Origin of the sequence: Tardiphaga sp. vice304 (assembly GCF_007018905.1) — a bacterium.
Lineage (GTDB): Bacteria > Pseudomonadota > Alphaproteobacteria > Rhizobiales > Xanthobacteraceae > Tardiphaga.
Genome location: NZ_CP041402.1, coordinates 5199710 through 5215974, shown reverse-complemented (window position 1 = coordinate 5215974; position 16265 = coordinate 5199710). Strand labels below are relative to the sequence as shown.

Below are 16265 nucleotides of genomic sequence, written 5' to 3'. Positions count from 1 at the left end.
AGTTTCCGCGGGACGCCACCCGAAGGAAGCTCAGCGATGTCCGGCCTCTCCATTCTCCATTTCCGCCAGCCACTCGTGCTAGCTTTGATGCTGCCCGCCCTGGCGCTGGCCGGTTGCGGCAAGAAGGAAGAGGCCAAGGCCGAGCCGCCGCGGCCGGTGCTGGTCGCGACCGTCAAATTCCAGCCGGAGCAGCCGGCGCGCAGCTTTGTCGGCACCATCAAGCCCAGGGTCGAGACCGACATCGGCTTCCGCGTCCCCGGCAAGATCGCCAAACGCCTGGTCGAGGTCGGCCAGACCGTCGAAATAGGCCAGCCGCTGGCCACGCTCGACGAGGTCGACCTGTCGCTGCAGGCCGAGCAGTCGGTCGCCGAACTTTCCGCCGCCACCGGCGTACTGGCGCAGGCCGCCGCCGCCGAGGGCCGCGCCAATGAATTGCGCGCCAAGGGCTGGTCGACGCAGGCCCAGCTCGATCAGGCCAAGGCCTCCGCCGACGAGGCCCGCGCCCGCCTCAACCGCGCCGAGCGCTCGGTCAATCTGACCAAAAACTCTCTATCTTATGCGACGCTGCTGGCCGACACCCGCGGCGTCGTCACCGCGACTCTGATCGACCCCGGCCAGGTCGTGGCCGCCGGCCAGACCGCGGTGCGCGTCGCGCGCTTTGCCGAGAAGGAGGCCGTGGTGGCCATCCCGGAGACGCTGGTCGGCCGTGCCAAGGATGGCACCGCGAGCGTGTCGCTGTGGTCGGAGCCCGGCCGGCGCTATGCCGCGAAGCTGCGCGAAATCGCGCCGAATGCCGATCCGGCGACCCGCACCTATCTCGCCAAATTCTCGCTCCCCGATGCCGACGACAAGGTGTCGCTCGGCATGACCGCAACCCTGACCCTGTCGGACGTCACCTCCGAACGCGTCGCGCGGCTGCCGCTGTCGGCGCTGTTCAGCCAGGGCGCCAATCCTTCGCTCTATACCGTCAACGACAATGGCGAGATCGCGCTGCAGCCAGTGAAAGTGAAATCCTACGAGAGCAACGACGTGATCATCACCGGCGGCGTCGAGGACGGCGCGCGCGTGGTGACGCTCGGCGTGCAGAAACTCGACCCGTCGCAAAAAGTCCGCATCGTTTCCGCATTGACCTTTTAAGGGCCACGCCGATGCATCGCTTCAATCTCTCTGCCTGGGCGGTCAGCCATCCCGCGCTGATCCTGTTCCTGATCGTGGCGCTCGGCATTGCCGGGTTCTTCTCCTACGAGAAGCTCGGTCGCGCCGAGGATCCGTCATTCACGGTCAAGGTGGTCAACATCACAGCGGTCTGGCCCGGCGCTACCGCACGCGAAATGCAGGAGCAGGTCGCCGATCCGATCGAGAAGAAGCTGCAGGAGCTGCCCTATTTCGACAAGGTGCAGACCTATTCGAAACCGTCCTTCAGCGCGATGCAGATGACCTTCAGGGACAATACGCCGCCGAAGGACGTGCCGTATCTGTTTTATATGCTGCGCAAGAAGCTCGCCGACGTGCAGGGCAGCCTGCCGACCAATCTAATCGGGCCGACGGTGAACGACGAGTTTAGCGACGTCGATTCTATTCTCTATACGATGACCGGCGACGGCGCCGACTACGCGCAACTGAAGAAGGTCGCCGAAGGGCTGCGACAGCGGCTGCTGAAAGTGCGGGGGGTCAACAAGGTCAATTTCTACGGTACCCAGGACGAGAGGATCTTCGTCGAATTCTCGCACGCCAAGCTGGCGACGCTCGGCATCACGCCGCAGACGCTGTTCGACTCGCTGGCCAAGCAGAACGCTATTGCGCCCGCCGGCACGGTCGAGACGTCGTCGCAGCGTGTGCCGTTGCGCGTCACCGGCGCACTCGACGGCTTCAAGGCGGTGGCGGAAACGCCGGTCGAGAGCGGCGGCCGCACCTTCCGCCTCGGCGATATCGCCACCGTCAGCCACGGCTTCGTCGATCCGCCGGATTTCAAGGTCCGGCAGCGCGGTACGCCGGCGCTGGCGCTGGGCGTGGTGACGGCGAACGGCGCCAACATTCTCGATCTCGGTCGCGAGGTCGAAAAGGCCAAGAACCAGTTCATGGCGGCGGTGCCGCAGGGCATCCAGGTCGAGCAGATCGCCGACCAGCCGGTGGTGGTCGAAAAGGCCGTCGGCGAATTCGTGCATTCCTTCATCGAGGCGCTGGCGATCGTGCTGTTCGTCTCGTTCCTGGCGCTTGGCTGGCGCACCGGCATCGTGGTGGCGCTGTCGGTGCCCTTGGTCCTGGCGATCGTCTTCATCGTGATGAATGCGATGCATATCGACCTGCACCGCATCACGCTCGGCGCGCTCATCATCGCGCTCGGCCTCTTGGTCGATGACGCCATCATCGCCGTGGAGATGATGGTGGTGAAGATGGAGCAGGGCTGGGACCGCGTCCGCGCCGCGTCCTACGCTTGGGAATCCACCGCGTTTCCGATGCTGACCGGCACGCTGATCACCGCGGTCGGCTTCCTGCCGATCGGCTTCGCCAATTCCGCGGTCGGCGAATATGCCGGCGGCATCTTCTGGATCGTGGCGATCGCGCTGATCGCCTCGTGGTTCGTGGCGGTGATCTTCACCCCCTATATCGGCGTCAAGCTGCTGCCGGATTTTACCTCCTATGCCAAGGCGCATCCCGATCCGCATGAAATCTACGAGACGCGGATGTATCGCGCCCTGCGCCGCGTGATCGCTTGGTGCGTCGATCACCGCATCAAGGTGGTGGTCACCACCGTCGGCATTTTCATCGCGTCGATCGTCGGCTTCGGCCATGTGCAGCAGCAATTCTTTCCGCTGTCGGAGCGGCCCGAACTGTTCCTGCAGTTGCGTCTGCCGGAAGGCACCGCCTTCGGCGTCACGGAAAAGTCCGTGCAGACCGCCGAGAAACTGCTCAAGGACGACAAGGACATCGCGACCTACACATCTTACGTCGGCCGCGGCTCGCCGCGTTTCTGGCTCGGCCTCAACCCGCAATTGCCGAATGAAGCCTTCGCCGAGATCGTCATCGTCGCCAAGGGCGTCGCTGAGCGCGAGCGCATCAAGGCGAAGATCGAGAAGGCGGCGGCCGAGGGCCAGCTCTCGGAGGCCCGCGTCCGCGTCGATCGCTTCAATTTCGGCCCGCCGGTCGGTTTCCCCGTGCAGTTCCGCGTGGTCGGGCCGGACACCGCGACGGTGCGCGGGATCGCCTACAAGGTCCGCGACGTCATGCGCGCCAACAAGAACGTCAAGGATCCGCATCTCGACTGGAACGAGCAGACGCCGTACCTCAAGCTGGTCGTCGATCAGGACCGCGCCCGTGCGCTCGGCCTGACGCCGCAGGAGCTGTCACAATCGCTGGCGATGCTGATCTCCGGCGCGCCCGTAACCACGGTGCGCGATGGTATCGAGAAGGTCGGCGTGGTGGCGCGTGCGGTGCCCGGCGAGCGGCTCGACCTCGGCCGCGTCGGCGACCTCACCATCACCTCCCGCAACGGCGTTGCCATCCCGCTGTCGCAGGTCGCCACGATCGAATACGCCCATGAGGAGCCGATCCTGTGGCGGCGCAACCGCGACATGGCGATCACCGTGCGCGGCGACGTCGTCGACGGCGTGCAGTCGCCGGATGTCACCAGCCAGATCGCGCCGCAATTGCAGGCGATCCGCGACAGCCTGGCGCCGGCCTACCGGATCGAGGCGGGCGGCGCGTTCGAGGAATCCGCCAAGGGCAACGTCTCGATCGCCGCCCTGTTTCCGCTGATGGTCATCCTGATGCTGACGCTCCTGATGATCCAGTTGCAGAGCTTTTCGCGGCTGGTGCTGGTGTTTCTGACCGCGCCGCTCGGCATCATCGGGGCCTCGCTGGCGCTGAACGTCGCCAATGCCCCGTTTGGCTTCGTGGCTTTGCTCGGGCTGATCGCGCTGGCCGGAATGATCATGCGCAACGCCGTGATCCTGGTCGACCAGATCGAGAGCGACGTCGCCCACGGCCTGACCCGCCATGAGGCGATCGTCGAGGCCACGGTGCGCCGGGCGCGCCCGGTGGTGCTGACCGCGCTGGCGGCGATTCTGGCGATGATCCCGCTGACGCGCTCGGCTTTCTGGGGACCGATGGCGATCACTATTATGGGCGGGCTGTTCGTCGCGACCTTCCTGACGTTATTGTACCTGCCGGGGCTTTATGCGCTCTGGTTCCGCAAGACGCTCGAGGAACGCGGCCCCGGCGAGGACGTCGATCACCACGCCCCGCAGCATCACGACGAACGGCAGCTGCCTCGGCTTGCCGCAGCCGCGGAATAATAGAAGACCGTGCGATCATGACCCTCGTTTCCGACACCGTCGAAGCCGACATGCAGGCCCGCATCATCGTGGTGGCGGAACGCCTGTTCCGCGACATCGGCTACCAGAAGACCACGGTGGCCGACATCGCCCGCCAGTTGCGGATGAGCCCGGCCAATGTCTACCGCTTCTTCGACTCCAAGAAGTCGATCAACGAAGCGGTGGCACGGCGGTTGATGGGTGAGGTCGAGGACGCCGCGCATCGGATCGTCGCCGGGCCGCAGCCGGCGCAGCTGCGGTTGCGCGAGCTGCTGTCGTCGATCCACCACATGAATGCGGAGCGCTATGTCGGCGATGCCAAGCTGCACGAGATGGTCGCCATCGCGATGGAGCAGAGCTGGGACGTCTGCACGGCCCATATGGAGCACATCACCGGCAATATCGCCGAGGTGATCGCCGCGGGTGCGGCCTCCGGCGAATTCCACGCGCCCGACGTGGCGCTGGCCGCGATGTGCACCTGCACCGCGATGCTGCGGTTCTTCCACCCGCAGATGATCGCGCAATGCTCCGACAAGCCCGGCCCCTCGCTCGACCAGATGATCGACTTCGTCCTTGCCGGGCTCGCGCCGCGCGGCTAGACGACAGCGCGAACGCCAGCACAGGGGATTTCAGCGTGAACGCCAGCGACCTGCATTCCTACCAGCCGAAGGACGGCCACGGCCTCAAGCACGATCCCTTCAACGCCATCATCGGCCCGCGGCCGATCGGCTGGGTGTCGTCGCGTGATGCGGACGGCCACGTCAATCTGGCGCCCTACAGCTTCTTCAATGCTTTCAATTACACGCCGCCCTTGATCGGTTTCTCCTCGATCGGCGTCAAGGATTCCACCCGCAACATGCAGGCAACGGGCGAGTTCGTCTGGAATCTGGCGACGATGGACCTGGCAAAACAGATGAACGCGACCGCAGCCCATGTCGGCCCCGAGGTCGATGAATTCGAGATCGCCGGATTGACGGCGGTGCCGAGCACGCTGGTCAACGTACCCCGGGTCGGCGAAAGCCGCGTCGCGTTCGAATGCAAGGTCACGCAGATCATCGAACTCACCGGCGCCAATGGTGCGTCGGCCAACGCCTTCCTGACGATGGGCGAGGTGGTTGCCATCCACATCGACAAGAGCCTGATCGTCGATGGCGTCTACCAGACCGCGCTGGCCGGCCCGATCCTGCGCGCCGGCCGCCGCGGCGACTATTTCCATATCCGGCAGGACGCCATGTTCGAGATGAACCGGCCGGATTAGTTCCATCATCGGCGTGCCGGCCAATGTTCAGTGCACCTCTCCCGGAGGGAGAGGTCGGATGATCGAGCGTAGCGAGATCATCCGGGTGAGGGGTTAGGGACCTCTCGATGGCGCTGTGCCCCCTCACCCGACCGGCTTCGCTGCGCTTCGCCGATCGACCTCTCCCCAACGGGGAGAGGTGACAAAACATATCCCTTTCGACTCGATCGACGGCGAACTTGCTATTCACTTGAAATTCCCGTGACGACAAGTCACGGCGTTGCACCGCGCAATTGCGGAACGGTTGCGGTATCCTGCCGTTGAAAATGGCTCGGTTCCCGAACCCAAACATCCCAGAGCAAATGCGCCCGGCGGCGCCGGCCCCAGGCATGCCGCCGCTGCGATCCCGGAGGGTCTTCCCATGAGCTCCACCCATTTCCGTCGCGACCATATCTCCAAGCCGATCTTCCGCTGGGCGAAGGGCGTGCTGCCGACCATGTCGGACACCGAGCGCGAGGCGCTGGAAGCCGGCGACACCTGGTGGGACGCCGATCTGTTCACCGGCCATCCGGACTGGGCCAAGCTGCTGAAGGTAAAACCCGCGGCGCTGACAGCCGAGGAGCAGGCGTTCATGACCGGGCCGGTCGATACGCTGTGCGAGATGCTCGACGACTGGAAGATCAACTGGGAGCTGCGCGACCTGCCGCTGGAGGTCTGGGACTTCATCAAGCGCGAAAAATTCTTCGGTATGATCATCCCGAAGGAATATGGCGGGCTCGGCTTCTCGCCATTTGCTCACTCCGAAATCGTGCGAAAAATCTCGTCGCGCTCGGTGGTCGCCGCGGTGACCGTGATGGTGCCGAACTCGCTCGGGCCCGGCGAATTGCTGATGAAATTCGGCACCGACGACCAGCGCCAGAAGTGGCTGCCGAAGCTGGCCGATGGCCGCGACATTCCCTGCTTCGGCCTGACCAGCCCGGAAGCCGGCTCGGATGCGGCGGCGATGGTCGACAGCGGCATCATCTGCAAGGGCACGTTCGAGGGCCGCGAGGTGCTTGGCCTGCGCCTGAACTGGCACAAGCGCTATATCACGCTGGGTCCCGTCGCGACCCTGATCGGCCTGGCCTTCAAGGCTTATGACCCCGACCACCTCGTCGGCACCGAGGACGAACTCGGCATCACCGTGGCGCTGATCCCGTCGCATCTCGACGGCGTCGAGATCGGCCGCCGCCATCTGCCGTCGATGCAGGTGTTCCAGAACGGCCCCAACAAGGGCCACGACGTCTTCATCCCGATGGACTACATCATCGGCGGGCAGGAGCGGCTGGGGCAGGGCTGGAAGATGCTGATGTCGGCGCTGGCCGCCGGGCGCGGCATCTCGCTGCCGTCGCTGTCCGCCGCCGGCGCCGCCTACGCGGCGCGCACCACCGGGGCCTATGCGCGGATCCGCGAGCAGTTCAACATCCCGATCGGCAGGTTCGAGGGCATCGAGGAGCCGCTGGCTCGGATCGCCGGCACGGCCTATCTGCTCGATGCGTCCCGGCGCATGACCTGCACCGCGCTCAATCTCGGCCATCATCCCGCGGTCATCTCCGGCATCATGAAGCTGCACGCCACCGAGCGGATGCGTACCGCGATCGACGATGCGATGGACATCCATGCCGGCAAGGCGGTGATCGACGGGCCGCAGAACTACCTGGGCAATCTGTATCGCTCGGTGCCGGTCGGCATCACGGTGGAGGGCGCCAATATATTGACGCGCAATCTGATCGTGTTCGGCCAGGGCGCGATCCGCGCGCATCCCTATCTGCTCTCGGAAATGAACGCGCTGGCCGACCCCGACAAGGCGCGCGGCCTCGATGCCTTTGACAGGGTTTTCTGGCGGCACGTCGGTCACAGCATCAAGACGCTGTTTCGCGCCTGGGGCCGTAGCTGGACCGGCGGCGTGCTGGCGCCGGCGCCGAATGCCGGCGATGCCACGATGTTCTATCGCCAGCTGTCGCGCTATTCCGCGGCGTTCGCACTGTGCGCCGACATGGCGCTGCTGACGATGGGCGGCGCGCTGAAGCGCAAGGAAATGCTGTCGGCGCGGTTCGGCGACATCCTGTCGGAACTGTATTTGCTCTCCGCCGTGCTGAAACGCTTCGAGGATGAGGGCCGCCAGCAGATCGATTTCGCGGTGCTGGAATGGTGCATGCACACCGGCTTCCGCACCATCGAGATGCGCTTTGCCGAAATCCTCGCCAACTTCCCGAACCGCTTCGTCGCGGGCCTCCTGAAGTTCATCGTGCAGCCCTATGGCGCCCGCACGCTCGGGCCTTCCGACCTTGTGACACGGCTGTGTGCGCTGAACATTCTTGAGCCCGGCGCCGCACGCGAGCGCCTGACGCCGGATCTCGCGCATGTCGATGACGATCGCGGCTTCGCGCGGCTGGAGCAAGCCTTTGCACTGGTTACGGCCGCCGACGGCATTGCCAAGCGGCTACGGACTTCGAAGATCAAGAAGTGGCAGGATGCCGTGGCCCGCGGCGTCATCACCCAGGCGGAGGGCGAACAGCTCGCGACGGCGCAGGCGGCGGCCGCGGCCGTCATCGCGGTCGACGACTTCGCGCCCGACGAACTCTCGCCGGGCTACAAGAAACCGGCGGACGTGCACCAGTTCTTCCAGCACCTCGGCGAGCAGAGGGCGGCCTCCTGATGGCAAGTTTCTCATGACAAGACCGGTCTATATCGTCGACGGCAGCCGCACGCCGTTCCTGAAGGGGCGCTCCGGGCCGGGCCCGTTCACGCCGGTCGATCTCGCCGTACAATGCGGCCGGCCTCTCCTGGCGCGGCAGAAGTTTGCGCCGGACGCTTTCGACCAGGTGATCCTCGGCTGCGTCAACGTCATTGCCGACGAGATGAATCCCGCGCGGGTCGCAGCCCTGCGGCTCGGCATGGGCGAGGCGATGGTCGCCTTCACCGTGCAGATCAATTGCGGCTCCGGCATGCAGTCGATCGATACCGCCTACCGCACTATCCGCGAAGGCTCTGCCAATATGATCCTGGCCGGCGGCGCGGAAGCGCTGAGCTACGCACCCTTGGTCTGGCCGCAGAACGGCGTGCGCTGGTTTGCTGGCCTCGCGATGGCCAAAGGCATGGTCGCCAAGGCCGCAGCCTTCGCCAGAGCGCGGCCGGCCTACTTCAAGCCGGTCATCGGCCTGGAGCGTGGCCTCACCGATCCGATCACCGACCTCAACATGGGCCAGACCGCCGAGAAGGTCGGTCACCTGTTCGGCATCACGCGGGCGCAGTCCGATGCCTACGCCAACGAGAGTCACAAGCGGCTGGCCCATGCGCAGGCGCAAGGCTGGCTGAAGGGCGAGGTCGAAACGGCCTTCGCCCGCGACGGCAAGTTTTATGACTTCGACGACGGCGTGCGGCCGGACTCGACGGTTGAGAAGCTGGCGTCGCTGAAGCCGGTGTTCGAGCGGCCGTGGGGCCAGGTCACCCCCGGCAATTCCTCGCAAATCACCGACGGCGCGTCTTGGACCATTCTCGCTTCCGAAGACGCCGTGCAAAAATATGGCCTGACGCCAAAAGCGAAAATCGTCGACAGCCAGTGGTCGGCGCTCGATCCCTCGATCATGGGGCTCGGTCCGGTGCTGTCCTCGAACGATCTCTTGAAGCGCAATAATTTGACGATTCACGACATCGACACCTGGGAGCTGAACGAGGCGTTCGCCACGCAGGTGCTGGGCTGCCTGGCGGCTTGGAATGACGAAAAATTCTGCCGCGAGGTGCTCGGCCTCGACGGCGTGGCCGGCGAGATCGATCGCGCGAAACTCAACGTCGACGGCGGCGCCATCAGCCTCGGCCATCCCGTCGGGACCTCGGGTAACCGCATCGTGCTGCATCTGGTCAATGCGATGCAGCGGCTCGGCACCAAGCGCGGCATCGCCACCGAATGTATCGGCGGCGGATTGGGCGGCGCGATGCTGATCGAAGCGTTATGAGGAACGGCATGCATAGCAAGATCATGGACGTCCTCGCCGACCGCGTGCTCGAACTGGGGCCCAGCAACACTGAATCGGCGGAGCAGGGCGCCTACAAGCACTTCAGGCTGACGCGCGACGCCGACGGCATCGCCTGGCTGTTGTTCGACCGCGCGGGCGCCAGCGCCAATACGCTGTCGGCCAACGTTCTGGAAGAATTCGATGCCGTGCTGGCGGCGCTGGAAGTCCACCGCCCGGCCGGGTTGGTGATCCGATCCGCCAAACCCTCCGGCTTCATCGCCGGCGCCGACGTCAATGAATTCCGCGGCGCCACTGACGCGCGGCTGGTGGAGACCGGGATTGGCCGGGCGCACGCCGTGATCGACCGGCTGGAAACGCTGAAGATTCCGACCGTCGCCGTGATCCACGGCTTCTGTCTCGGCGGCGGGCTCGAAGTCGCACTGGCCTGCCAGTCGCGCATCGCGATCGAGGATGCGCGGTTCGGCTTTCCCGAAGTGATGCTCGGCCTGCATCCGGGCCTTGGCGGCACCGCGCGCTTCACCAGCCTGGTCAATCCGATGCAGGCGATGACCCTGATGCTGACCGGCAAGACGATCGATGCGCGCAAGGCGAAATCGCTCGGCCTGGTCGATGCCGTGACGCAGGAGCGCCACGTCCGCAACGCGGTGAAGGACGCCGTATTCGGCCGGCTGCGCCGCGCCAGGCCCGGCCTGCTCCATGCGTTGCTCAACTTCTCGCCGGTCCGCGGTATCCTCGCCTCGCGCATGATCGCCGAGGCCGGCAAGGCCGCGCCGCGCGAACACTATCCCGCGCCCTATGCGCTGATCGCTCTGTGGGAGCGCCACGGCGGCAACCGCGCTGCGATGCTGCGCGCCGAGCAGGCGTCGTTCGCCGATCTGATGGTGACGCCGACGGCGCAGAACCTGATCCGGGTGTTCTTCCTGCGCGAGCAGATGAAGAAGCTGGCGGGCGCCGGCCACACGATCGAACATGTCCACGTCATCGGCGCCGGCGCGATGGGTGGCGACATCGCGGCGTGGTGCGCGAATCAGGGGCTGCGCGTCACGCTGGCCGACATGAAACCGCAGCCGATCGCCGGCGCGGTCCAGCGCGCTGCCGATCTGTTCGGCAAGATCATGCGAAAGCGCACCGACCAGCGCGATGCGCTCGACCGGTTGATCCCAGACATGGACGGCGAAGGCGTGCGCAGCGCCGATTTGATCATCGAGGCCGTCAGCGAAAATCTCGATCTGAAACAGAAGGTTTTTGCGGCGATCGAGCCCCGCATGAAGCCCTCGGCGATCCTTGCCACCAACACCTCCAGCATTCCGCTGGAAGATATGCGAAGCTCGCTGGCCAATCCGGCCCGCTTGCTCGGGCTGCATTTCTTCAATCCGGTATCGCGGCTGCAACTGGTCGAGGTCGTCAGCCATGACCGCGTCGATGCCGGCCTGCTGAAGCAGGCGATGGCCTTCGTCGGCGCCATTGACCGGCTGCCGCTGCCGGTGAAGTCGTCGCCGGGCTTCCTGGTCAACCGCGCGCTGACGCCCTACATGCTCGAAGCCATGGTGATGCTCGACGAGAAGATCGACAAGACCACCATCGACGCCGCTGCCGAGCAGTTCGGCATGCCGATGGGGCCGATCGAACTCGCTGATCAGGTCGGGCTCGATATCTGCCTTGCGGTCGGCGACATGCTGCGCTCGAAATTCGGCGATCTGCTGCCGCCGACGCCGGCCTGGCTGCGCGAAAAGGTCTCCCGCGGCGAACTCGGCCGCAAGACCGGGCAGGGCTTCTATACCTGGAAGGACGGTCGCGCCGACAAGACCTCCGGCGCCGTGGTAACGACCAAGCCGACCCAGGAAATGATCGACCGCCTGATGCTGCCGATGTCGAACGTCTGCGTCGCCTGCCTGCGCGAGGGCACGGTGGACAACGCCGACATGGTCGATGGCGCGATGATCTTCGGAACCGGCTACGCGCCCTTCCGCGGCGGCCCGATGAACTATGCCCGCAACCGCGGCGCGGAGAATATTGTGGCCACCTTGCGTACCCTGGCGGTAAAGCATGGCGACCGGTTTGCCCCTGACGAGGGATGGGAGAATTTCAAGTGACTCAAAGCGCGGCAGGTGACTGCCTATGACGGACGCAACATTGGCCCGGGGAACCGATCCGCGCAAAGAACCCACCGGCGACCTGACCATCCGGCAGCTTGCCATGCCGGCCGATACCAATGCCAATGGCGATATTTTCGGCGGCTGGCTGCTCGGCCAGATGGATCTCGGCGGGGGCATTTTCGCCTCCAAGATGGCCCGGTCGCGCACCGTCACCGTGGCCATCGACGCGATGAATTTCCGCAAGGCGGTGTTCGTCGGCGACGTTGTCTCGGTCCATGCGCTGGTGCGGATCGGAAAGACCTCGATCACCGTGCATCTGGAAGCCTGGGTGCTGCGCCGTAATGAAAACGCCTCGATCCTGGTGACCGACGGCCACTTCACCTATGTCTCGATCGACGAGCAGGGCCGCAAGCAACCGATCCAGCGCGAGGGCCAGCCGGTTTCCGCGTAGTCCGAATTGGAACGGAAATGGCGCCGCTCGGTTGATGGCCCGGAATATGCAGAGTTATGCATATCGGGGAATCGTCATGTCATCAGACACCTACATCATCGAAGTCAGCCAGCAGGCCGCCGGCATCGTCGTTCGCAATCCCGACGGCTATCGTTTCTTTGCCGCAACGCATCGGTTCAACCCGATGGAAGGTCAGCTGTTCGCCAACGCCCGCGAGGCCGAGCGCGCCGCTTTCCTGTTCGCGAGCCAGGGATTTCTGACCGCGCCGGTCATTGCCGCAGCTTGAGCGTTTCGCCGGTCTCCTGACGGGGCAAGGTGGGACAGGGGGCGCGCGACGTTGACGCGCGCGGTCAAATAACCGCACCATGGACGCCTTTGCTGAGGTGTTCCCGTGATCTGCCTGTCCCATCGCCAGACTGAAATACTCAACCTTGCCCGGACGACCGGGCGGGTGATGGTGGACGACCTCGTGCGCCGTTTCGAGGTCTCTGCGCAGACCATTCGAAAAGACCTCAACGACCTCGTCGACCATCGCTCGCTGACCCGGATCCACGGTGGCGCCATTATCGCCTCCGGCGTCGAGAATCTCGCTTACGAAGCGCGCCGCTTCGTCGCTGCCGACGAAAAGCGCGCCATCGGCATCGCGGCAGCCGCCCAGATCCCAAACGGCTCTTCGCTTTTCATCAACGTCGGTACCACCACCGAGGAAGTCGCCAGCGCGCTGACGGCGCATGAGGACCTGCTGGTGATCACCAACAACCTCAACGTCGCGATGATGCTGTACCGCCACCCGCGCATCGAGGTGATCGTCGCCGGCGGCACGGTGCGGCGAAGCGACGGCGCGGTGATCGGCTCCACCGCGATCGGTCTGATCGGCCAGTTCAAGGTCGATTATGCCATTATCGGCGCCTCGGCGATCGACGCCGAAGGCGCCCTGCTGGATTTCGACTATCGCGAGGTGCAGGCCGCGCAGGCGATAATGGCCAATGCCCGCTCGGTGATGCTGGTGGCCGATTCCACCAAGCTGCGACGTACCGCGGCGGTGCGTATCGCCCATATCAGCCAGGTCCAGACCTTCGTCACCGACGCGCCGCTGCCGCCGGGATTGCAGGCGATCTGCCAGAGCAAGGGCGTGCTGGTGATCGAGGCGCTGCCCGGCCGGGTGGAAGAAGCCGACGAGTTGAACCCGGAACCGACCGCGCTCTGAGCCAGCGAAGGCGCTCCGCTTCACCTCTCCCCGGCGGGGAGAGGTCGGAAGGCGCGAAGCGCGTTCCGGGTGAGGGGGCCGCGCGCCGACGAAACGTTCCTAACCCCTCACCCGGATGTTCTCACTCCGCTCCAACATCCGACCTCTCCCTTCGGGAGAGGTGGCCAATACAGCGGCAACCTCGCAAATCAAAACGCCCAAATTCCCCATTGCTTTCGTTTTTGGTTGTGTTTTAATCCAAACCGAAAGCCAAATCGCTCAAAGCGAAGATGGCGCGTCCTTTTCTCATGGAAGGCGCCGGATCAATTGGCGCAAGGGAGTCCGGGTGAGTTCAATTTTCGACCTCGCTATCATTGGCGGCGGCGTCAACGGCGTCGGCATCGCGCGTGACGCGGTGGGCCGCGGCAATTCCGTTTTACTGTGCGAAATGAACGATCTGGCCAGCGGCACCTCGTCATGGTCGACCAAGCTCGTGCATGGCGGGCTGCGCTACCTCGAATATTACGACTTCAAGCTGGTGCGCCACGCGCTGCTGGAGCGCGAGATCCTGTGGGGGATCGCGCCGCACATCATCCGGCCGCTGCGCTTCGTGCTGCCGCACCACGCCGGGCTGCGGCCGGCCTGGCTGCTGCGGCTCGGCCTTTTCCTCTACGACCATATCGGCGGCCGCAAGCTGCTGCCGGCCACCCGTACGCTGGACCTGGCGCATGACGCGTTAGGCAAGCCGCTCGCGCCCGGGCGCTTCAAGCGCGGCTTCGAGTATTCCGATTGCTTCGTCGACGATGCCCGGCTGGTGGTGCTGACCGCCCGCGATGCCGCCGACCGCGGGGCCGACATCCGGACCCGCACCCGCGCCACCGAGATCCGGCAGGTCGACGGCGTCTGGCAGGTCACCGTGCAGGATGCAGGTGGCGAGCGCAGCACGATCCGCGCCCGCGCGCTGGTCAATGCCGGCGGGCCGTGGGTCGAGCAGGTGCTGACGTCGGGGGCCGGATTCAATGCTAAAGCCAAGGTGCGGCTGGTGCAGGGATCGCACATCGTGGTGCCGAAAATATACAACCACGACCGCGCCTACATCTTCCAGAACGCCGACGGCCGCATCGTGTTCGCGATTCCCTACCAGGACGATTTCACCCTGATCGGCACCACCGACCTCGATTACGATGGCGATCCCGCGCAGGTTAAGATCTCCAAAGCCGAGATCGACTATCTCTGCGCGTCGGTCAGCGAATATTTGGCGAAGCCGGTGAAGCCCGAGGACGTGGTCTGGACCTATTCCGGCGTTCGCCCGCTGTATGACGACGGCGCCGACGAGGCCAAGGCGGCGACGCGCGATTATGTGTTTGAACTCGATCTGCCCGGTGGCGCGCCGCTGCTGTCGATCTACGGCGGCAAGATCACCACTTACCGCCGGCTCGCCGAGGAGGCGCTGCAGAAACTGGCCCCCTGGCTGAAGGGCAGCAAGGCGCCGGAAGGCTGGACCGCGCACGCGGCGCTGCCCGGCGGCGATTTCGACGTCTCGGCGCTCGACGCGCTGGTCGTCGAACTCAGGCGCGACTATCCGTTCCTGACACCGGCCCATGCCGATCGTCTCGCGCATGCCTATGGTACGCGCGCGCAAAAAATGCTCGGGCAGGCGAAGGCGCTGGCCGATCTCGGCGTACCGTTCGGCGCCACGCTGACCGAGCGCGAGGTGAACTATCTCATCGCCAACGAATTCGCGGTCACCGCTGAGGATATCGTGTGGCGGCGCTCCAAGCTCGGACTGCGGATGTCGGCGGCCGAGATTGCAACGCTGCAGGACTGGATCACGGCGCATCACCAGCCATCGGCCAGCCCGGTCATCGCCGCAGGAGCACGTCCATGAGCGTCAGCCTCGACCATGTATCATGCACGGTGGAGGGGATGACGACGATCCGCGACGTGTCGTTGACACTGCAGCCGGGCACGCTGAGCGTGCTGCTCGGCCCGACGCTTTCCGGCAAGACGTCGATCATGCGGCTGCTCGCCGGGCTGGACAGACCGACGACGGGGCGCGTGCTGGTCGACGGTGTCGACGTCACCGGCGCCGACGTGCGCAAGCGCTCGGTGGCGATGGTCTACCAGCAATTCATCAACTATCCCTCGTTCACGGTCTACGAGAATATCGCCTCGCCGCTGCGCGTGCAGGGTAAGTCGAAAGCGGAGATCGACAGCCGCGTCCGCGACGCCGCGCGATTGCTCAAGCTCGAGCCCTATCTCGACCGCACACCGTTGCAACTCTCCGGCGGCCAGCAGCAGCGCACCGCGATTGCGCGGGCGCTGGTCAAGGACGCCGACCTCGTGCTGCTCGACGAACCGCTGGCCAATCTCGATTACAAGCTGCGCGAGGAACTGCGCATCGAACTGCCGCGCATCTTCGAGGCGTCCGGCGCGATCTTCGTCTATGCGACGACCGAGCCTTCCGAAGCGCTGCTGCTCGGCGGCAATACCGTGTGCCTGTGGCATGGCGAAGTGCTGCAGATGGGCGATACATCGCGCGTCTATCGCCAGCCCGAAACGCTGCGCGTGGCCGAAGTGTTCTCCGATCCGCCGCTCAATCTGGTCGGCATCGAGAAACGCGATGGCTTCGTTCAATACGCCGGCGGCATCCGCGCGCCGGCCAGCGGCCTCTACGCAGCCCTGGCGGACGGCGCCTATCGCGTCGGCTTTCGCGCGCATCAGCTCGAAGTCGCCAGCGGCATCAAAGGTCGTCATGCCTTTGCGGCGGAAGTCACGGTGACCGAAATCACCGGTTCCGAAAGTTACGTGCATCTCAAGCGCGACGCCTCGAACTGGGTCGCGGTGCTGCAGGGCGTACATGATTTTCCGCCCGGCCATCACCTCGATGCCGTGCTCGATCCCGACAATCTCTTTGTGTTCGACGCCGGCGACCGGCTGGTCGCCGCGCCGACGTCGATGTAGGA

General features: G+C 65.1%; 12 protein-coding genes. All 12 read left to right on the top strand.

The annotated features are described in order from the left end of the window. The first annotated feature begins 36 nt into the window (after nucleotides 1-36). On the top strand, nucleotides 37-1137 hold the full coding sequence (locus tag FNL56_RS24910; RefSeq protein ID WP_143575514.1) for an efflux RND transporter periplasmic adaptor subunit: 1101 nt from the start codon (nucleotides 37-39) through the stop codon (nucleotides 1135-1137). A gap of 11 nt (nucleotides 1138-1148) precedes the next feature. After that, complete coding sequence (locus tag FNL56_RS24905) at nucleotides 1149-4295, top strand: efflux RND transporter permease subunit (protein ID WP_143575513.1); 3147 nt, start codon at nucleotides 1149-1151, stop codon at nucleotides 4293-4295. A gap of 17 nt (nucleotides 4296-4312) precedes the next feature. Continuing rightward, nucleotides 4313-4912 carry a TetR family transcriptional regulator gene (locus tag FNL56_RS24900; RefSeq protein WP_143575512.1) on the top strand — a complete coding sequence of 200 codons (600 nt, stop codon included), beginning with the start codon at nucleotides 4313-4315 and terminating at the stop codon, nucleotides 4910-4912. A gap of 35 nt (nucleotides 4913-4947) precedes the next feature. After that, nucleotides 4948-5571 (top strand): flavin reductase family protein, encoded by a 624-nt coding sequence (locus FNL56_RS24895; RefSeq protein ID WP_143575511.1) that lies wholly within the window; start codon nucleotides 4948-4950, stop codon nucleotides 5569-5571. A 400-nt stretch (nucleotides 5572-5971) separates the two neighbouring features. Beyond that, nucleotides 5972-8248 (top strand): acyl-CoA dehydrogenase, encoded by a 2277-nt coding sequence (locus FNL56_RS24890; RefSeq protein ID WP_143575510.1) that lies wholly within the window; start codon nucleotides 5972-5974, stop codon nucleotides 8246-8248. Between the two features lie 13 nt (nucleotides 8249-8261). Further along, the gene (locus FNL56_RS24885; protein ID WP_143575509.1) at nucleotides 8262-9545 is read left to right on the top strand and encodes an acetyl-CoA C-acetyltransferase; all 1284 of its coding nucleotides are present in this window, start codon (nucleotides 8262-8264) and stop codon (nucleotides 9543-9545) included. 8 nt (nucleotides 9546-9553) lie between these two features. Continuing rightward, the gene (locus FNL56_RS24880) at nucleotides 9554-11659 is read left to right on the top strand and encodes a 3-hydroxyacyl-CoA dehydrogenase NAD-binding domain-containing protein (protein ID WP_168204697.1); all 2106 of its coding nucleotides are present in this window, start codon (nucleotides 9554-9556) and stop codon (nucleotides 11657-11659) included. Nucleotides 11660-11684: 25 nt separating this feature from the next. After that, the gene (locus FNL56_RS24875) at nucleotides 11685-12113 is read left to right on the top strand and encodes an acyl-CoA thioesterase (protein ID WP_143582427.1); all 429 of its coding nucleotides are present in this window, start codon (nucleotides 11685-11687) and stop codon (nucleotides 12111-12113) included. A gap of 76 nt (nucleotides 12114-12189) precedes the next feature. Beyond that, nucleotides 12190-12399 carry a hypothetical protein gene (locus FNL56_RS24870; protein WP_143575506.1) on the top strand — a complete coding sequence of 70 codons (210 nt, stop codon included), beginning with the start codon at nucleotides 12190-12192 and terminating at the stop codon, nucleotides 12397-12399. Nucleotides 12400-12504: 105 nt separating this feature from the next. Beyond that, nucleotides 12505-13320, top strand: coding sequence for a DeoR/GlpR family DNA-binding transcription regulator (locus tag FNL56_RS24865; protein WP_143575505.1), 816 nt, complete (start codon nucleotides 12505-12507; stop codon nucleotides 13318-13320). A gap of 325 nt (nucleotides 13321-13645) precedes the next feature. Beyond that, complete coding sequence (gene glpD / locus FNL56_RS24860) at nucleotides 13646-15187, top strand: glycerol-3-phosphate dehydrogenase (protein ID WP_143575504.1); 1542 nt, start codon at nucleotides 13646-13648, stop codon at nucleotides 15185-15187. Beyond that, nucleotides 15184-16263, top strand: a complete 1080-nt coding sequence (locus tag FNL56_RS24855; RefSeq protein ID WP_143578365.1) for an ABC transporter ATP-binding protein — start codon at nucleotides 15184-15186, stop codon at nucleotides 16261-16263. The genes glpD and FNL56_RS24855 overlap by 4 nt, the downstream gene beginning before the upstream one ends. Nucleotides 16264-16265 lie beyond the last annotated feature (2 nt).

Coding starts and splice junctions, on each gene's coding strand:
- FNL56_RS24875 (WP_143582427.1), top strand. CDS start 11,685: ATGACGGACGCAACATTGGCCCGGGGAACCGATCCGCGCAAAGAACCC.
- FNL56_RS24880 (WP_168204697.1), top strand. CDS start 9,554: ATGCATAGCAAGATCATGGACGTCCTCGCCGACCGCGTGCTCGAACTG.
- FNL56_RS24910 (WP_143575514.1), top strand. CDS start 37: ATGTCCGGCCTCTCCATTCTCCATTTCCGCCAGCCACTCGTGCTAGCT.
- FNL56_RS24890 (WP_143575510.1), top strand. CDS start 5,972: ATGAGCTCCACCCATTTCCGTCGCGACCATATCTCCAAGCCGATCTTC.
- FNL56_RS24870 (WP_143575506.1), top strand. CDS start 12,190: ATGTCATCAGACACCTACATCATCGAAGTCAGCCAGCAGGCCGCCGGC.
- FNL56_RS24855 (WP_143578365.1), top strand. CDS start 15,184: ATGAGCGTCAGCCTCGACCATGTATCATGCACGGTGGAGGGGATGACG.
- FNL56_RS24900 (WP_143575512.1), top strand. CDS start 4,313: ATGACCCTCGTTTCCGACACCGTCGAAGCCGACATGCAGGCCCGCATC.
- FNL56_RS24905 (WP_143575513.1), top strand. CDS start 1,149: ATGCATCGCTTCAATCTCTCTGCCTGGGCGGTCAGCCATCCCGCGCTG.
- FNL56_RS24885 (WP_143575509.1), top strand. CDS start 8,262: ATGACAAGACCGGTCTATATCGTCGACGGCAGCCGCACGCCGTTCCTG.